Source organism: Maribacter flavus, assembly GCF_008386635.1.
In the GTDB taxonomy this organism is placed as follows: Bacteria; Bacteroidota; Bacteroidia; order Flavobacteriales; family Flavobacteriaceae; genus Maribacter; species Maribacter flavus.
Genome location: NZ_VUOE01000002.1, coordinates 1 through 18,714, shown reverse-complemented (window position 1 = coordinate 18,714; position 18,714 = coordinate 1). Strand labels below are relative to the sequence as shown.

Annotated in this window: 17 protein-coding genes; 9 read left to right on the top strand and 8 right to left on the bottom strand. The window is 42.4% G+C overall.

Annotation, left to right across the window (positions count from 1 at the left end):
- Positions 1-5: 5 nt before the first annotated feature.
- Positions 6-779 carry a S1/P1 nuclease gene (locus F0361_RS10410; protein ID WP_154918568.1) on the bottom strand — a complete coding sequence of 258 codons (774 nt, stop codon included), beginning with the start codon at positions 777-779 and terminating at the stop codon, positions 6-8.
- Positions 780-868: 89 nt separating this feature from the next.
- Here F0361_RS10410 and F0361_RS10405 point away from each other — a divergent pair, with 89 nt between their 5' ends.
- From F0361_RS10405 to F0361_RS10365, 9 genes are all read left to right on the top strand, one after another.
- Positions 869-3,136 (top strand): transglycosylase domain-containing protein, encoded by a 2,268-nt coding sequence (locus tag F0361_RS10405; protein ID WP_154918567.1) that lies wholly within the window; start codon positions 869-871, stop codon positions 3,134-3,136.
- A gap of 67 nt (positions 3,137-3,203) precedes the next feature.
- Entirely contained in the window at positions 3,204-4,055 is an 852-nt protein-coding gene (locus F0361_RS10400; RefSeq protein ID WP_138259265.1) for an SPFH domain-containing protein, read from the top strand.
- A gap of 316 nt (positions 4,056-4,371) precedes the next feature.
- A complete protein-coding gene (locus F0361_RS10395) occupies positions 4,372-4,530 on the top strand; it encodes a DUF4177 domain-containing protein (RefSeq protein ID WP_154918566.1) in 159 nt (52 codons plus the stop codon).
- Positions 4,531-4,690: 160 nt separating this feature from the next.
- On the top strand, positions 4,691-4,855 hold the full coding sequence (locus F0361_RS10390) for an Arc family DNA-binding protein (protein WP_138259267.1): 165 nt from the start codon (positions 4,691-4,693) through the stop codon (positions 4,853-4,855).
- 63 nt (positions 4,856-4,918) lie between these two features.
- Positions 4,919-7,117 carry a DUF5916 domain-containing protein gene (locus F0361_RS10385; protein WP_154918565.1) on the top strand — a complete coding sequence of 733 codons (2,199 nt, stop codon included), beginning with the start codon at positions 4,919-4,921 and terminating at the stop codon, positions 7,115-7,117.
- 45 nt (positions 7,118-7,162) lie between these two features.
- Positions 7,163-9,376 carry a DUF5916 domain-containing protein gene (locus F0361_RS10380; RefSeq protein ID WP_154918564.1) on the top strand — a complete coding sequence of 738 codons (2,214 nt, stop codon included), beginning with the start codon at positions 7,163-7,165 and terminating at the stop codon, positions 9,374-9,376.
- A gap of 1 nt (position 9,377) precedes the next feature.
- Positions 9,378-10,181 (top strand): Cof-type HAD-IIB family hydrolase, encoded by an 804-nt coding sequence (locus tag F0361_RS10375; protein WP_154918563.1) that lies wholly within the window; start codon positions 9,378-9,380, stop codon positions 10,179-10,181.
- Between the two features lie 28 nt (positions 10,182-10,209).
- The gene (locus tag F0361_RS10370) at positions 10,210-11,484 is read left to right on the top strand and encodes a DUF819 family protein (RefSeq protein ID WP_246160869.1); all 1,275 of its coding nucleotides are present in this window, start codon (positions 10,210-10,212) and stop codon (positions 11,482-11,484) included.
- Positions 11,485-11,625: 141 nt separating this feature from the next.
- On the top strand, positions 11,626-12,321 hold the full coding sequence (locus F0361_RS10365; RefSeq protein WP_154918562.1) for a DUF4369 domain-containing protein: 696 nt from the start codon (positions 11,626-11,628) through the stop codon (positions 12,319-12,321).
- A 48-nt stretch (positions 12,322-12,369) separates the two neighbouring features.
- On the opposite strand, the gene F0361_RS10360 is transcribed toward F0361_RS10365, so the two are convergent.
- From F0361_RS10360 to F0361_RS18705, 7 genes are all read right to left on the bottom strand, one after another.
- Positions 12,370-12,642: a hypothetical protein gene (locus tag F0361_RS10360; RefSeq protein ID WP_154918561.1), complete on the bottom strand. Its 273-nt coding sequence runs from the start codon at positions 12,640-12,642 to the stop codon at positions 12,370-12,372.
- 53 nt (positions 12,643-12,695) lie between these two features.
- On the bottom strand, positions 12,696-13,664 hold the full coding sequence (locus F0361_RS10355; protein ID WP_154918560.1) for a type I phosphomannose isomerase catalytic subunit: 969 nt from the start codon (positions 13,662-13,664) through the stop codon (positions 12,696-12,698).
- A 118-nt stretch (positions 13,665-13,782) separates the two neighbouring features.
- On the bottom strand, positions 13,783-14,190 hold the full coding sequence (locus F0361_RS10350; protein ID WP_154918559.1) for a 6-pyruvoyl trahydropterin synthase family protein: 408 nt from the start codon (positions 14,188-14,190) through the stop codon (positions 13,783-13,785).
- A complete protein-coding gene (gene idi, locus F0361_RS10345) occupies positions 14,180-14,719 on the bottom strand; it encodes an isopentenyl-diphosphate Delta-isomerase (protein WP_154918558.1) in 540 nt (179 codons plus the stop codon). The genes F0361_RS10350 and idi overlap by 11 nt, the downstream gene beginning before the upstream one ends.
- A gap of 237 nt (positions 14,720-14,956) precedes the next feature.
- Positions 14,957-15,913 carry a PorP/SprF family type IX secretion system membrane protein gene (locus F0361_RS10340; protein WP_154918557.1) on the bottom strand — a complete coding sequence of 319 codons (957 nt, stop codon included), beginning with the start codon at positions 15,911-15,913 and terminating at the stop codon, positions 14,957-14,959.
- A gap of 4 nt (positions 15,914-15,917) precedes the next feature.
- Positions 15,918-17,888: a T9SS type B sorting domain-containing protein gene (locus F0361_RS10335; protein WP_154920201.1), complete on the bottom strand. Its 1,971-nt coding sequence runs from the start codon at positions 17,886-17,888 to the stop codon at positions 15,918-15,920.
- Positions 17,889-17,961: 73 nt separating this feature from the next.
- A partial coding sequence (locus F0361_RS18705; protein ID WP_161598229.1) for a hypothetical protein occupies positions 17,962-18,714 on the bottom strand: 753 nt, incomplete at its 5' end.

Here is an 18,714-nt window from a genome sequence, read left to right as displayed (position 1 = left end):
TAGTTCTATTTGAAAATATCATTCAGGACCGCCGCCAATCGTATGCCCCCTTTTAACAATTGGTTTTCAACAGTGCCCCACCATCGGTAACTATATTGATACCCCAATTTCTCACCCACTGCTACGGAATCATAGACTTCGTTCGTAATTTCCTGGGTCTCCTCGATCCAATCATAGATATCGCCCTGCTGAATTTGCTTCACCTGCTGCTTGGTAAGCTTTGGTAAGGAGTTTGAAAGCTCCGTAAAACTCATTCCATAGTCGTCAATCATATTGGAATCCCATACCCGATGTAGGTTACTGCCCCTTCCAAACCATTGCAACTGAATGTCGTTTCCTCCTTTGTCCTCTAGCCGACCAATATGCATCGGTTGGTGCAAATCCCCAATAAGGTGCACCAGAAATTTCAAGTAAAAAGCCTTGTCCTCCTTGGAACTTTCCTGCGAAGTCAATATTTCAATGCACTTGTTGATTCCTATGACCAAATCCCCATATTCACTGGGTTCAACGTCCCTGTAATCCTTGTCCGCTGGGAAGTTGACGTAATGCCAGGCACTGAATTCACTGTATTTTCTATCGGCCTTGATCTCATCGGCAAAATTGGAAACGGCTGCCAAATTTTGGCCATCCAGTAGGGCATCAATGGCCTTTCTTGCCTTTCTACTCAAATAGTCCTGGGCCACATCGCCCACCACCCGATGCCCGGTTTTGGACCAGATTGCGTCATTGGCGAAAGCGGATTGTATAACGACCAGTAAAATGAACGTGAACTTCTTCATGGAATTCGGTTTTGGCAAAAATAGGGCAACAAGTTTTAAGGTATTGTTAAAAGTCAGGTCAGCTTAAATTTAAGTGGGAACTTGCACCCATGCAGGGAATAAAAAAGATACTAAGTAAAATCAAACCGCCGTTTCTCAGGTATTTTTTTGTAGGAATCGCGGGGTTCCTGGTATTGACGGTAATTTTTGTGGGTAGCATCTATTTGGGAGCTTGGGGAAGTGTCCCCAATAAAAAGGAACTCTCCAATTTTCAGTACCAAGTGGCTTCAGAGGTATTTACGGCGGATAGCGTCTTGATCGGAAAATATTACCTCAACGACAGACAGCCCATTACTTTTGATGAATTCCCGGAACACCTTTTACAGGCCCTCATTTCCATTGAAGACGAGCGCTTTTATGAACATTCCGGAGTGGATTACCCAAGTCTGTTCAGGGTAGGTATAAAGACCATACTTTTGGGTGACGAATCGTCTGGAGGAGGAAGCACCATCAGTCAGCAATTGGCAAAAAACCTGTATCCTAGGAGGGACAGGAAGCAAACAAATATCGTGGTCGATAAGATCAAGGAAATGATCATTGCCGGCAGATTGGAGGATATCTACGATAAAAATGAAATCCTTACCCATTACCTAAATACCGTTTCCTTTGGCGACAACACCTTTGGCATTGAAAGTGCCGCTTTAAAATTTTTCAATACCCGAACAAAAAACCTATCGGTGGAACAAGCAGCTACCCTGGTAGGCATGCTTAAAGCTACCTACGGTTACAATCCAAGAATATTCCCGGAAAAAAGCAGGGAACGCAGAAATCTGGTCTTATCCACGATGGTCAAGAACGATTTTATTTCGAAAACGGAATATGATGCCCTCAAACAACTGGATATCGGTTTGGATTATAGGGATTACGATTATAGTTCGGGCTTGGCACCTTATTTTCGGGAAGAAGTACGCAAGCAATTACTGGAGTGGACCAAAACACAAAATGAGGAAGGAAAGGAATACAACATTTATACATCGGGCCTAAAAGTGTATACCACCCTAAATTATAAAATGCAACAACTGGCGGAGCAAAGTATGGTGGAGCATATGGACCCATTGCAAAGCGATTTTGAAAAAAGTTACGGAAAAAATGCCCCATGGTTAACGGATAAAAACCTCATAAAAACGGTAGCCCGAAGAAGTACAGCCTATAAAAACCTAAAAAAAGACGGCTTCACCGATGATGAAATTTTTGACAGCCTGCAACGTACCAAACGAAAAATGACGATAACCTCCTGGGAGGAAGAAACGGAAAAGGAATTAAGTGTCATGGACAGCATACAGCACTACATGAAGTTTTTGAACACAGGCTCCATATCCCTTAATCCCAAAACCGGTGAAGTGCTCACATGGATCGGCGGGGTGGATTTCAAGCAGTTTAAGTACGACCATATTTCCCAGAGCAAACGCCAAGTCGGTTCCACGTTCAAACCGTTCGTTTACACCGCGGCTCTAGAACAGGGGATAGAACCCTGCACTTATTTTTCAGCTCAGGAAGTAGAATATGAAAATTTAAAAGGTTGGTCCCCAAGTAATTCCGGAGACACCGATGAGGCCTACCTCAATTATTCCATGGAGGAGGGACTTAGCAAATCCGTTAACACGATTGCCGTGAAGGTTATGGAAAAAACAGGTGTCGATGAAGTACTTGCCCTTGCGAAAAAAATGGGAATCGAAGAAAGACTACCGAGCGAACCCTCCATCGCCCTTGGTACGGGAGAAATCAAATTGATTGAATTGGCAAAAGCCTATACCAGTTATATGAATGAGGGTAGATCTGTGGAACCTTTTTTGATAAAAACCATCACTACCCAACAGGATTCCCTTCTGGCAAGCTTTGAACCGAAAAAAAGTGAAAATGCCGCCTTTTCGGCCGAAAACGGACAAATTATGATGGAAATGATGAAATCGACCATAAATTCCGGAACCGCTTCACGGATTCGGTCTACGTATAAACTATCAAACGATATAGCAGGAAAAACGGGAACCACCCAAAATAATAAGGATGCCTGGTTTGTTGCCCTTTCACCAAACCTATTGCATGTGACATGGGTAGGCCTGGACCATCATGAAATTGGATTTAGGAATACATCTATCGGCCAAGGTGCCAATGCGGCATTGCCAATGTACGCCCTATTATTGCAAAAAATGAACAAGGACGAACAATTCAACCACATAACCCGAGCAAGATTTCCCGCACCAAGCGGGCGCGTTCAAGAAATGTTGGATTGTGAACCAATAAAACGGGATGGCTTCTTCAAAAGACTCTTTAAAAACCCGAATAAGAAAAAGACCCGGAAATTTAAAGGGCAAGATTAATGGAGGAAAAAAGGCCGACTTTAATTTTTTTTGATATATTTATGATATCATTTTAATATCATGCACCATGTCAAACGAAAAAAACTATAGCCCTATCAATGGCTATGTAATGATTTTAGTTGTTCTAGGGCTTATCATTGGGGGCATTGCCCTATTGAGAATTTACTTGGGTATTTTTCTAATTGTACTAGCAGTCCTAAGTCTTGGTGGATTTGTTTTGGTGAACCCCAATGGTTCCAGGGTCCTGTTGTTGTTTGGGAAATACGTGGGCACCATCAAGAAGAACGGATTCTTTTGGGTAAACCCCTTTTTTACCAAAAAGAAGATTTCCTTACGCGCCAGCAATTTCGATAGCGAACGATTGAAGGTGAATGACAAATTGGGGAACCCCGTAATGATCAGTACCATTTTGGTCTGGAGGGTAACGAATACCTACAAAGCCGCTTTTGATGTGGACGACTATCAGAATTTTGTGAGGGTACAGACCGATGCCGCCGTACGAAAATTGGCAAGTATGTATCCGTATGACAACTTTGCGGACGAAGGTTTGGATGAGGATATCACCTTACGCTCCAGTGTCAACGAAGTGAGCGAAGCTTTGGAAACGGAGGTACAGGAGCGGTTGGCCATGGCCGGTATCGAGGTGTTGGAAGCACGTATAGGTTATTTGGCCTACGCCCAGGAAATAGCCAATGCCATGCTAAAAAGACAACAGGCCACGGCCATTGTGGCGGCAAGGCATAAAATTGTGGAAGGTGCCGTAAGTATGGTAGAAATGGCGCTGCATGAACTGAGTAAAAAGGAATTGGTAGATTTGGACGAGGAACGCAAAGCCGCTATGGTCAGCAATTTGATGGTAGTCCTATGTTCCGACAAGGATGCATCACCCATCGTAAATGCTGGTACGTTAAATCACTGACATGTGTTTTTCCTGAATATTATTGTGTATTCCCGATAGCTAATGAATATTAATTTTATAGTTATAATTGGATGTAACCAACTAATCATATACACACTATAATGTCTGGTCGAGCGCAGTTGAGACCTCATATTGGAGCAATAGGTTAATTACCTCTTGACTTTTGTTTATCCTGAGCATTGGGTGAAAAGAAAACATGTTTTCTTTGAACGCACCTTGCGCAGCAAAACGAAAGGCTCGAGGCCAAACAAGGTTGTGATTTATAACTAATAGTCAATTTATAATATTAATCAGGGAATTACTAAAATTTAAATTTGTGAAAGAATATAAAGTAATAAGCTGGTCCGTAGGCCTAACCAATAATAACCAACGTTTGGAGGACACCCTGAACGAATATGGCAGACAGGGATGGAGGGTCGTAGATTTGGACCATGACCGGAGCCGTATCGTATTTGAAAGGGACAAAAACCGATGAAACCCTCATCGAGGGATTTGTCATGGTAAGTCAAATACCTCTATAATAGTAAATGTGTAAAGATTAAGCTATTGACTTAATTTTGAACGCATTAAGTTTGAATCAAGAATTTGAATATCCCAAGGGTCATTTTATTTGCTGATGGACAGTAAACAGGAATATGAGTAAGAAAAAAGCATTTGCATTGCGGGTAAACGAGGACATGCTCAACGCCATCGAAAAATGGGCCGCGGACGAGTTCCGTAGTACCAATGGTCAAATTGAGTGGATGTTGATGCAATGCCTAAAAGATGCGAAAAGAGAACCCAAGAAAAAAAAGGAATAGTTTTTTAGGGTTTTTTTAACGGTACAAACCTTTAACTTTGTTAGCCAAAGTTTCCAAACCAAAATGACCAAATTAAAAAGTATAGTAGCACTGTTGCTTACAGGCGCTTCACTTTACGCTCAAACTCCAGAAAAATCCTTCACTGTAAAGTACACGAACGAAAAAATACTATTGGATGGTATTTTGGACGAGCCTGTATGGACCTTTGCACAAAGCGCGGGCGAATTTCAACAGTATTTCCCATCGGATGATGTACCGGCCCAATACCAAACAGATATCCGTATGCTAACGGATGACACGACCCTCTATATAGGTATGACCGTTCACACCCCGGGCTCAAATTACGTAATACCCTCCCTGGAACGTGATTTTAGGGCAGGTGGAAATGACAATATAAGCTTGGTCTTTGATACCTTCAATGATGGAACAAACGCCTTTCTTTTTGGAATAAACCCTTATGGTGTTCGTCGCGAAGTCCTTATTTCGGGAGGTGGGCAGGACCTAAGCGGCTTTACGACTTCCTGGGACGTAAAATGGAAGGCTGAAACAAAAATATACGATAACTATTACACCGCCGAAATGGCCATTCCCTTGACCTCCCTAAAATTTGCCGAGGGTGAGACCAAGTGGCGTTTCCAAAGTTATCGCTTTGATATGCAGTCCAACGAGCGCAGCAATTGGTACGTCATCCCACAGAACCAAAGTGTTATCAACTTGGCCTTTATGGGCGATATGTATTTTGAAAAGCCCTTGGGAAAATCCAGGACCCCATTGGCATTGATTCCCTATGTGAACCTCTTGTCAGATAAGGATTTCAATTCAGATGTCAGTAATACAACGTTGAAAGTTGGCGGCGATGCCAAAATAGCCATAGGGAACGGAATGAACCTGGATGTTACCGTAAATCCGGATTTCTCCAATGTAGAGGTAGATGCCATCATCACAAACCTCACCCGTTTTGAGGTATCCCTGCCGGAACGGCGTCAGTTTTTTATTGATAATAATGATCTTTTTGGGGATTTTGGCAGTAGAAGGCATTCCAACGCATTTTTTTCCCGACGTATCGGTATCGCCACGGACCGCTTGGGAAATTCGGTGCAGAACGACATTTTAGGTGGCGTTCGGCTCAGTGGTAAACTAAACAAGAACTTGCGCCTAGGACTATTGAACATCCAAACGGCCAGAAGCGAGGAACAGGAAGTGGCATCCAATAATAATATGATGCTAGCGCTACAACAGAAAGTGTTCGCGCGATCTAACATAGGCATGTTCTTTCTTAATAGGCAGGCCTTTGGGGATGAACCTTTTTTATCGCCGGATGATGCCTATAACAGGGTCCTTGGAGTGGATTATAACTTGGCCAGTGCGGACAATGTATGGTCTGGAAAATATTACCTCCATAAATCCTTTCAACCTGGGGACAATGAAGGTAACATTTCCGCCGGAGCCCTTTTGAGCTATAATTCAAGATATTGGAACTCGTTTGTAGATCTGGCCTATATCGATGCCGATTTCAGATCCGATTTGGGTTTTATTCCCAGAACGGATATTATAAAGGCCGTTTCCGGTCTTGAACGCCTATATTGGCCCAAAACGGGTACTATCAACAACCATGGACTGGAACTTTTTGCCATTTCCAACTGGCGCACCTCCCTGGATTACCAACTGGCCGATTATGATCTACAGGCCAATTACAATTTCGTATTGAAGAATTTCACGGAGTTTGGTGCGGGCTATACCTCCAGTTACATATACCTATTTGAACCGTTCGACCCAACAGGGACCGAAGGTGCCATAGAACTTCCAGGCAACCAGGAATATAGGTTTGGAACCTTTACGGTAGGTTACCAATCCAATGAGGCAAATGTTTTTGCCTTTCAGGGAGAATCCTCCTTGGGGAATTTTTTCAACGGGGAACGGTTTTCCATTGGCGGGGAGGCCACCTTACGTATCCAGCCCAAAGTAAGAATTGGCCTGAACGTGAATTATGACAAAATCACCTTGCCCGATCCCTATCCCAGTGCGGACCTATGGTTGGTAAGCCCTAGGTTTGGGTTTACGTTCAGTAAATCGGTTTTTTGGACTACGCTATTTCAGTACAGCAACCAACGGGACAACTTGGGCATAAATTCAAGGCTACAATGGCGTTTTGCACCGCTTTCAGACTTGTTCATTGTTTATAACGACAACTACTCGGTAAATAGCATCGAACCAAAATACAGGTCCATAAACTTAAAACTCACCTATTGGTTGAACATATAACGCGTCGTGCCCAATATTTTCTCCAAACCGATTAAAAACCGAAGAATGTCCAAAAATTCTACCAAAAAATTTACGCTAAACTTTCTTGTATGTATCATTTCGATGTATGTCTTGGGTCAAGACCATACGAAACAGATCACCGTCAAGTTCATTACCGAGGAAATCACTCCTGATGGCCTATTGGACGAACCCATTTGGGCCATGGCCGATGCGGCGGAAGATTTTTGGGAGTATTTTCCTTTGGATTCCATTCAGGCCAAAAAGCAATCCCAAATAAAGATTCTGTATGACGAAAGGAATTTATACGTAGGAATCAAGGCCTATTCCAGCGGAAAAAATTATGCCACCCAATCATTGCAGCGAGATTTTAGAGGAAGTGGAAGTGATAGCTTTACGCTCGTTTTTGATACCTTCAATGATGGCACCAACGCTTTTTCTTTTGGAATCAACCCTTATGGCGTACGCCGTGAAGGTCTCATTGCAAACGGAGGTGCTTCGCAGGACGATTTTAATCTGTCCTGGGACGTAAAATGGAAAGGCAATGCTAAGATTTATGATGATTACTTCACGGCAGAAATGGTCATTCCCCTCACCTCTCTAAAGTTTGAGGAAGGTGCTACCAAATGGCGTTTCAATTCGTACCGCATTGAAACGCAATCCAACGAACGCAGCACCTGGACAAGGATTCCCCAGAACCAACTTATTTATAATCTTGCCTTTATGGGAGAAATCCTTTTTGAGAAGCCTCTTGGCAAATCCAGGACTCCTTTTGCGATTATACCCTATGTAAACGGAATTAGTGCCAGGGACTTTGACAATGGTGAAAACCTGGACAATTTTAAGGTAGGTGCAGATGCCAAGGTCTCCGTTGGAAACAGCTTAAATCTGGATCTCACTATAAACCCCGACTTTTCCACCGTAGAGGTGGATAATTTTATTACCAACCTCACCCGTTTTGAAATTGCTTTACCGGAGCGTCGTCAATTTTTTATTGACAACAATGATCTCTTTGCAAGTTTTGGAAACGGTTTTGATTTTAGTCCATTTTTTTCAAGACGTATTGGTATCGCTAGGGACACCGTTGGGAATACCATAGAGAACAATATTATTGGTGGCGTACGGCTTAGCGGAAAGCTGACCAACGATCTCAGGGTTGGGCTATTGAACATACAGACGGCAGAGGATTTGGAAAATGAAATTCCATCGAACAATAATACGATGCTGGCATTGCAACAGCGTGTTTTCTCACGGTCTAACATAGGAGTATTTTTTATAAATAAGGAATCGTTCAAAAATTATGATTTTGTAGAACGGGAAGATGAATACAATCGTGTTTTAGGAGTGGATTATAATCTGGCATCCAAGGATAATACTTGGAATGGATCATTCATAACCCATAAATCCTTTCAACCTGATGATAATGTGGGAAACTTTGCTTCTAGTGCTCTAATTCGATATAATACCAGAAAATTAAATGTATTCGCCAAAGGTACTTTTATAGATGAGGACTTTCGTTCAGATCTGGGTTTTGTGCGAAGAACCGATCTTTTTAAGACGCTCTTTAGTTTAGAGCGGGTATTCTGGCCAAGAAAAGGTATTGTCCAGAACCATACGCTACGGTCATTTACAAATATACGTTGGAGCCCCAGTATGGATTTTAAAAATACGGATTATGACCTTCAATATAGCTATCAAGTCCAATTCAATAATCAATCGCAGGCACAGATAGAATACACAAACACGTTTACCTTCCTTTTTGATACTTTTGATCCAACGCGGACCGAAGGTGCCATACCGCTCCCGGCCAATCAAAACTATCATTACAATAGTGTCCAGGCCGGCTATCAATCCGATCAGCGAAAGCTTTTCTCCTACGACTTACAGTCTACCATAGGCCGGTTTTTTAATGGAAACCGATTTTCCATGGAAGGCTCCATGACCATGCGGTTTCAACCAAAGGCATCCATTTCTCTTCAATTCAATTATGACCAAATAAATCTGCCGCTGCCCTATTCAAGTGCCAATATTTGGCTGGTAAGTCCACGGATGGACCTTACCTTTAGTAAATCCATATTCTGGTCAACCTTGGTTCAGTATAGTAATCAGCGGGATAACTTGGGCATCAATTCCCGGTTACAATGGCGATTTGCACCGCTTTCAGACTTGTTTATAGTATACAATGATAACTATGCCGTAAGTCAATTCGAGCCAAAATTCAGGTCTGTAAATTTAAAATTATCTTACTGGTTAAATATTTGATATGAAGTTCAAATTGCTTTGCTCTGATCTGGACGGAACCTTATTGTCCACTAAAAGCGATGTTTCAAAATACACCATTTCCCAATTCAGTAGAATCAAGGAAATAGCCAGAATCATGTTGGTCTCGGCAAGAATGCCCAATGGCATGTACTACATCCAAAAAGATCTGGGCATCTTGGAACAGCCCATTGTCTGTTTCAACGGCGCACTGGTGCTGGATGGGGCTGAGGAACTGCTCTCGGTAACCATTCCAATGGATATGGTAGGTAAAATCCATGAAGTTTGTGAAGCGAACAGGACGGAACTGGGCCTATATGCCTTTGACGAATGGCATGTACCCAGAATGTCTGAAAGGGTCGAAAAAGAAATAAAATATACCAAGACCAGCCCAGTATTTCAACCGACCCAAGCCACTCTGGAACAGTGGACCACCCAAAAAAGTGGGGTACATAAAATCATGTTGATGGGTACAAAACCCACCTCTGATGCATTAATGCCAATACTACAAGAAGATTTCGGGAAAGAAATTAATGTATACCGATCTAACGATACCCTTATCGAAATTTCACCTAAATCCGTATCCAAACTAACGGCCATACAAAAACTGTTGCGCACCGGGGAGCTTTTGGAGGATGTCATTGCATTTGGCGACAATTATAATGATTTGGAAATGTTGAGCAACGTGGGGTGGGGCGTTGCCGTATCCAATGGAAGGGAGGAAGTAAAACAAATCGCAAAGTTTGTTACCGCCAGCAATACCGATGATGGGGTCGCCAAATACATTGAACAACATCTATTAATTTAAGTATATTTGATGCTGAAGGAATAGTATTATGGAAAACCCCATGCCCCAGCCCTTGATCGTGAACGATACCGTAGTTTTTGGTCTTTTGGCCCTTGCGCTTGGATTTATATTTTATACTTCAGGCATCAAGACCGGATTTTGGCAAAAATTCTATTCCGTCGTCCCGGCCGTACTTATGTGCTACCTTTTACCGGCACTTATGGCCAGTGCGGGATTGATTTCGGACGATATTTCCAATCTTTATTTCATGGCCAGTAGGTATCTTTTACCCGCTGCCCTGGTATTGATGACCTTAAGTATCGACCTTAAGGCCATCAGTAATTTGGGTTCAAAGGCAATCATCATGTTTTTAACGGGGAGTTTGGGCATTGTAGTAGGCGGTCCATTGGCTATTTTGCTGGTTTCCATATTTTCTCCGGAAACGGTGGGGGGAAACGATTTTGACGCCGTATGGAGGGGGCTAGCTACTATCGCCGGAAGCTGGATAGGAGGCGGGGCTAATCAGGCCGCTATGCTTGAAATTTTTAAGTACAACCCAGAAAAATATGGGGGAATGGTTCTAATCGATATCGTAGTCGCCAATATCTGGATGGCGGTCATTCTTTTAGGTGTGGGCAAAACGAAAAGTATCGACAAGTGGCTTAAGGCCGATACATCGGCCATTGAGACCTTAAAGCTAAAGGTAACGGAGTTTACGGAAAAAATTACCCGTGTACCAACACTACAGGATTATATGATTATGTTATGTATAGCATTTACGGCTGTGGGAATTTCCCATTTTTTTGGAGACCATATTAGCGAATTCCTAACATCAAATTTTGAGGCTATAAGCGACAAAAAAAGTTTTCTTTCCTTTTTGGGATCGGGATTCTTTTGGATGGTAGTACTATCTACCTGTGCGGGAATTGCCATGTCATTTACAAAAGCTAAGAACTATGAAGGTGCCGGAGCGAGTAAAATTGGTGGTATGTTTATCTATATTCTAGTGGCAACGATTGGCATGAAAATGGACTTGGGTAAGGTTTTGGAAAACCCCGGCCTTATCGCCATCGGCTTTGTTTGGATAGCTATCCATGCCTTATTGCTAATTTTAGTGGCCAAACTTATAAAGGCCCCTTACTTTTTCTTGGCGGTAGGTAGCCAGGCCAATGTGGGAGGCGCTGCTTCTGCACCGGTAGTTGCAGCGGAATTCCATCCGTCCTTAACGTCGGTGGGGGTTTTATTGGCCGTTTTGGGCTATGTGGTAGGTACGGCAGGCGCACTGTTATGTGCCTATCTAATGGAGGTAGCTTCCAGTTTGTAGTATTTACTTTTTGAATTGTATTTTCTTTGAAAATTTAATGATATTTGCCCCCTGAATCATTTTGAACGGAACATCCATGTCCAAGAATTGGAATCGATAGTTATGGATGTTTCAACTAACCTAAAAAGAATAAAATAACACGTGAAAAAATTAGCCTATATCTTCATTGCTGTATTTTTTGTTTCCTGCGGAAGCGATACGGAAGCCAACCTTGTGGTAAATGGAAAGGTTCGAGGTTTAAAAAAGGGAACGCTTTATTTGCAGCACCTGATGGATACGACGCTTGTAACGGTGGATTCCCTTGAAATTGATGGTGAAGGAACTTTCAGTCTTTCAGCGGAATTGGAAAGTCCGGAAATCTATTATCTGTATCTAAATAAGAAGGATAACAATGCGATCAACGACCGGATAACTTTTTTTGCCGAACCAGGTACCATTACCATTAATACGGACTGGAATACTTTTGATACTACGGCCGAAATAAAGGGATCTCCAACGCACGAAAAACTCGAGGAATATCAAAAGGCACTATCCAACCTTAATTTAAGGAATATGGAGATTATGCTGAAGGCATCGCAATTACAGGCAAATGCAGACCAAAATACCATTGATTCCTTAGAACGCGTAGGTACCAGAAACACTCAGCGCGCGTATGCCTATTCCATAAACTATGCTTTGAACAATACGGATTCCTACATTGCCCCATATATTGCGGCAAAAGAAATTCCCGATGCAAACATAAAATATCTGGATTCCATTTATAGAAGTCTTCCTCCCGAAGTGGCCAATTCCAAATACGGCAAGGACTTGAAGCAATTATTGGAATCGGATCAATAATAAAAAAGCATCCCTTAAGGATGCTTTTTTATTTAAGTTAGAAGGAATCTATTCAGCCATGCTGTTCAATTGGTCGACCAATTTATTTGCCTTAGTTTCCAATTCTGTTCTGATACCATTAAAATGTACCTTTTTGTTCTCAATATCGGCTTGATTTACCTTGGCTATTAGTTCATCAAAAGTGCTAATGGCACCATCGATAATGGCAGTTCCCTCTTTTGAAGGTCCACCACCGTTCGTTGCTTCCACTATATAAACCCCTTCAATAATATCCCCAAGGACGTTATTTATATCTTTTTTCAAATTTTTAATACTTGCCATATCTTATAATTTTATACAAAAGTACAATTAAACCGTTGAATAATTGTATTTGCCTAAATTGTAACTTCCAATAGTTTGGTGCCTTTGGTACGTATTTCGATTTGATCCGAATTGGCCGGTAGCAAAGTAGTTTCCCCTTTTTGAATAGTTACTTCACCAAACGTGTTCCCAATCGCGGCCGTTCCCGCTACGCACATGAAAATGGTAAAGGTATCCCGATGCTTTATATCTAAAACAATATCCTTGTCCAAATCCAAAAAGTTGGTCTTAAAATACGGACAGTCCACCATTGCATTCACCGCATTCCTTTCCTTTGGGTAGGACACCTTAAAGTCGTCCTTCTTTTCATAATCGATTGCATCAAAGGCCAGTTCCGTATGTAATTCCCGTAAGTTGCCTTCTTTGTCCTTTCTATTAAAATCGAAAACACGATAGGTAACATCAGATGTCTGCTGGATTTCGGCCAAAAGAACCCCTGCGCCAATCGCATGGATTTTACCGGTATTTATGAAAAACGTATCTCCTTCCCGGACTTTTTCATAGTTCAACAAATCCAACAAAGTGTCATTTTCCAGACTATTTTCATATTCCTGCTTTGACACGTCCTTATTAAAGCCTACGATCAATTCGGCTCCGGGATCGGCATCCATAATGTACCACATCTCCGTTTTGCCAAAAGAGTTATGCCGTTCCTTTGCCAATGCGTCGTTGGGGTGCAACTGAATGGAAAGGTCCTGTTTGGCATCGATGAATTTGATCAGTATAGGAAAATCCGTTCCAAAACGTTCCACAACACTTTTCCCTAAAAGCTGTGTGGGATATGTATCGATCAATTCCTGTAAGGAAGTACCTGCAAAATCACCGTTTGATATAACCGAAATATCTCCGGTAACAGTGGAAAGCTCCCAACTTTCCCCTGTAATTTCACTTGTACTGGGTTTCCCAAAGAGCGTTTTTAATTTGGTTCCTCCCCAAAGCCTTTCTTTGAGTATGGGATTAAATTTTAAAGGGTATAAATTCATTTTTTGATTAAAAAGTTTCCATAATCGTAACGAAAGGAACAACTAAATTATTTGAAGAGGTAGGAAAAAACTTAATAAATCAATACTGTATTATGGATTACGTTTTGAAGGCAAGCCATTATCCGGTGTATGTGACAAAATTTCTGGGTGTCTCATAGAGCACAACCTCCAATTCCTTGTTGTCTTGTATACTGGGTCGCAACCTGTTCCATATAACAACGGCAATATTTTCGGCGGTAGGATTTAATTCCCTGAACTCAGGCACTTCCACGTTCAGATTCTTGTGGTCGAAAGCATCTTCGATTTTTTCCTTTATAAGGTCTTTCAACTCCTTCATATCCATTACAAAACCAGTTTCTGGGTCGATTTCCCCGGTAACGCTAACAATCAATTCATAGTTGTGCCCGTGAAAGCTGGGATTATTGCATTTTCCAAACACTTCCCAATTTTTGGAATCTTCCCAATCCGGCCTATAAAGCCTATGGGCCGCATTAAAATGTGCTTTTCGGCTTACCTTAACTTTCATTTTCAACCAGATTATCGATTAAATGCTGATAAAATTTCTCGAAAATTATCTTAAACCAAGCCGTGTAGATTTCCGGGTGCTCCACCATATCCAATTTAATCGCTTTGGGCGTCATCCATTTCCAATCCGCGACTTCATCTTTATTGATATTTGGAACATCATTGAAATATCCGATCATGACATGATCAAGTTCGTGCTCCGTCAATCCATTATCAAAAGGTGCTTTGTAGATAAAAGAAAAAAGTTCCTTTAAATTGGTTTCAAACCCCATTTCCTCTTGGAGCCTTCGCTTTCCCGCTTGCAAATTGGACTCCCCTACCCTTTGGTGGCTGCAACAGGTATTGGTCCATAACAATGGGGAATGGTATTTATGGGCCGCCCTTTGCTGCAACATAATTTCATTTTTGTCATTGAGAATAAAAACGGAGAAAGCCCGGTGTAACTCGGCTTTTTCATGGGCTTCCATTTTTGGCATGGTTCCCCTTGGATTATCGTCTTTATCAACTAGAATTACTTCTTCTTCCTTCATTCAGTAAAAATAAGCCCTTTGCGCTATACTGTTCGAAGGCTTTAGGAAAAAAATAAGAAATGAGACTTAAAAAGTCTTAATGCACGCCGAGATGGCTATTGACGAAATCGAAGATTCATGAACACCCATGTAAATAAAATAGAATTGATTTGAATAATTACAATCCTGTGTTGACCATAGCCGAAGCATGGCCTATAAAAAAATAATCAGATGCAAGAAAGCGCCAAAAATTCGGTTTTAGAAGAACCTTGGAGATTTAAGGTTGTTCTTACTTGAAATAAAATCATATCTAAGGATTACTTCGAATGAACCGTCATTGAACGCCGCATTTCCAAGTTCCGTAGTTTCGCGGTCATAGGCTAGACCTATTAAAAAATTGCCATTTATATTAAATCCCACCATACCACTGAAAGCGGCATCCCATCGATAGGCACCTCCTAAAATGAACCGTTCATTCAACATGAAATTGGCCGAAAGGTCTACCTGTAACGGCGCTCCTTGAACGACCTTGGTAAGTAACGTGGGCTTAAATTTCAACATGGGGTTTAAATCCCAGACGTACCCCGTAATAAAGTAAAAGTTCATTTGCTCTTTGGCAGTACTCAAAGATGATTCCTGAAAATGGGATGTTTCCAAAATTCTGGGAACGGAAAGTCCAGCGTAGAATTTTTCCGTGTGATAATAAATACCGGCTCCAACGTTTGGCGAAAGTCGATTGTCTATATCTTGCTGAAGTGTCTGGTCCGTCGTAAACTGGTTGAGTTCCGAAAAACGAATATCCAATAAATTGGCACTTGCCTTCAATCCGAAACTTAATCTACTTTCCTCGGCCAATGTGAGCGTATAACTAAAATCGATATCAAAATTGGTTTCTGAGGTGGGGCCAATTCTATCGTTAACGATGGATAGTCCCAAGCCCAATCCATTGTAGCCAATAGGAGAATGAATGTTGAAAGTTTGTGTTGTGGGAGCCCCCTCCAATCCCAACCATTGGGAGCGGTGCAAGGCGGCAATACTTATTTGACCCCTAGACCCGGCGTAACCAGGATTCACACTTACCGTGTTGTACATATATTGGGTATACTGGGCATCCTGTTGTGCGAACAAGGAGTTCCCGCTCCAAATAAATACTAGGATTAAAAGACCTTTTGGTAAAAAGCCACGCTTAGGTTCTAAAAATTTAATGTCCAACATCCTTCTATCTATTAATATATATGTAGCCTGAGAGCTGTTTCATGGTACCGTTAGGCTCTTCGTAATCCAAGATGTAGAAATACGTTCCTACTGGTAACCTGTTACTTTGATCAACAGTAACCCTACCCTGGGAAGTTCCGTCAAAAACATTACCCTCCGTGTTGTAAGCCCTTGTGGTAAAGACGGATACGCCCCATCTGTTATAAATTCTGATGGTATTGTTGGGGAAATTTTCTAGACCATCTATTCGAAGCACATCGTGTACACCATCACCATTGGGTGTGATAACGTTGAATACTTCTATCTGTTCCGATAGTTCTCCCAGATCGGAATCCAAATAGTTAGGTGTACCATCTCCGTCCGAATCATCGTTGCTATAATCACCGTCCATATTCAAATCCTCGTCGATGGTTTCGATGCCATCGTCATCATCATCGGTGTCACGATAGTCGGATTCCAAATCACTATCCGTATTTGGTAATTGTCCAAAAGGATCATCCAACTCATCGTTCACGTCTATATCATTAACATTGCTTCCTTCGTAACCATCGTCCAGACCGTCTCCATCCTGATCGGACCCGAACAAGGTTAGATCGGCTATACCGTCATGGTTTTGGTCGTGTGCTTCGATACTATCAGGTACGTTGTCATTATCACTGTCATCGTCCAAGTAATCGGGCAGGCTATCCCCATCGGTATCTATTGGGAACAATCCTAGGTTTCCACCAGTCTCATAGGCATCGTCCACACCATTTCCATTGGCATCGGTACCACTTGGGGCGATGTATCCTGAAGTTGTCTGTGCTTCCACATTGTCCGGGATACCATCATTGTCACTATCGATGTCCAGATAATCGGGGTAGCCGTCCAAATCGGTATCCGTTGGATTGGTAGCGGGATCATTATCGGCGTCCAAGTTAAGGTCCTCAAAACTATCGAGTATGCCGTCGTTGTCACTATCCAAATCGGTATTGGACGGACTTACGATCATAGTAATCGTTGACGTACTGCAGTTTCCTGCATCGTCGCATAATGTATATTCGAAAGCATCCGATCCTACAAAATCATTGTTGGGGAAATAAGTAATGGTATCGTCCGATGGATCATTGGGCGTACCATTATCATCAATAGTCGCAGATCCGTTTGTAGGCTGTGTAATACTGAAGGTTCCTAGCGTTGGAATATCGTTGTCGTTCAATGCCCACTCATCGATGACCCTAATTTCGTTCACCAAAATGGCGATAGTATCATCAAAAGTATCCACAATAGGGAGCACATCTATAGTCACGGTCGCCATACTACAGTCGCCAAAACTATTGCAGACGGTGTAATCAAAACTGTCCGCACCATTAAAATCTGGGTTCGGCGTATAGGTTAGCACATCGTCCAAAGGATTATTGGGTGTGCCATTGTCATCTATAGTGACCGTACCATTGGATGGCGACGTCGTGGTCAAAGTACCCGGATTGGGTAAATCCGAATCATTGGCATAGATATCCACTATTACCGATGTATCCTCGTCCAAGGAAACGACATCATCTACCAAGTTTGCGGCCTGGGGCAGACAAACAACGGTAAAGTTGGGCAAGGCAAAATCATTACCGGCCTTGGTCACCGTAGCCGTATATTTCACCACGGCATCCGTAGCCGTAACGATGGGCCTTGTGGGGTCTCCACTGACCGCAGGCGACCAGCTTACCGTAGCCCCTCCACTTACGTTATTGGTGATATCCAGGGTTACCTGATTATCTGGATTGTTACAATCCGTAACGATGAAATAGCCTGTGGCATTGGAGCCGCAAAGCGTTCCATCATAGGTGGCAAAGTAAATACCCGGTGCGGTTACTTCGTAGAAAAAATCCGTACCCAAAACGGTACCGTTATCCGAGGCCTCGTACCAGCGATAATTGTTCTCATCGGTCGAGTTGGGTGCCTGTAGCAAAAACTGGGCATTGGACACCAACATCCCGAACATTGTAAAAACAATGCCCAGGAATATGGCTGTATGTTGATTGATTATTTTCAAACCGATTTGGGTCTTTAGCTGATTACTTTACTACGAATACCACATTGATCAAGGAGTTGTAATCCGGAGGTGTACCAATTACATCGTATTGCATGTTACCGTTTGCATCAATAAGATCGATGTTGAGGACTGCCGGATCTGCAAAGGTTACATAGTAATATAGTTCTGTTCTTCCGTAGGTAGGAACAGTTCCTGGTGCACCTGCGCTCGCGGTAAAGTTTGCTGCCGAACCACCGTATTGATCTAGATATTCCTGATAAAGGTCTACTGTTGCATTATTCACTAATACAGAAGCATCAATTGCTATAGAGGGGGGATAGAAAATCCGTGCTGCCTTCGATGTAATAGGTGCGATTGCTTGTATTACATCTTCAACTGTATCATCTGTCACACCGTCTCCATCTACATCCACTGGCGCATCAGAATCCACTTCGGAAGCTAATTGGTCATCGGTGCTGGCTGCCGCCAATTCCGATAAGGCTCCTTCTACGTCTGTTGCAGTAAAATTGCCCCCAGCGTCCGAGATAGTCACCTCAGACGCAGTTTGGTCATCGGTATTGTCCAAATAGCCGCTTAAATCAACCGTTGTAGCATCACTGCTTAAACTAAGTGTATTACCACTGATGCTCAAATCCTGTATCTCGTTCGTGACGCTACCGTCTACTTCCGTGAAGGTATTGTTCACAACATACGGGTCGCCCGATGTTCCGCTTCCAGTTACGTTGATGTTCGTGCCACTGTTCACTATCGTCTCAGAACCATCGGCCGTTGGCAA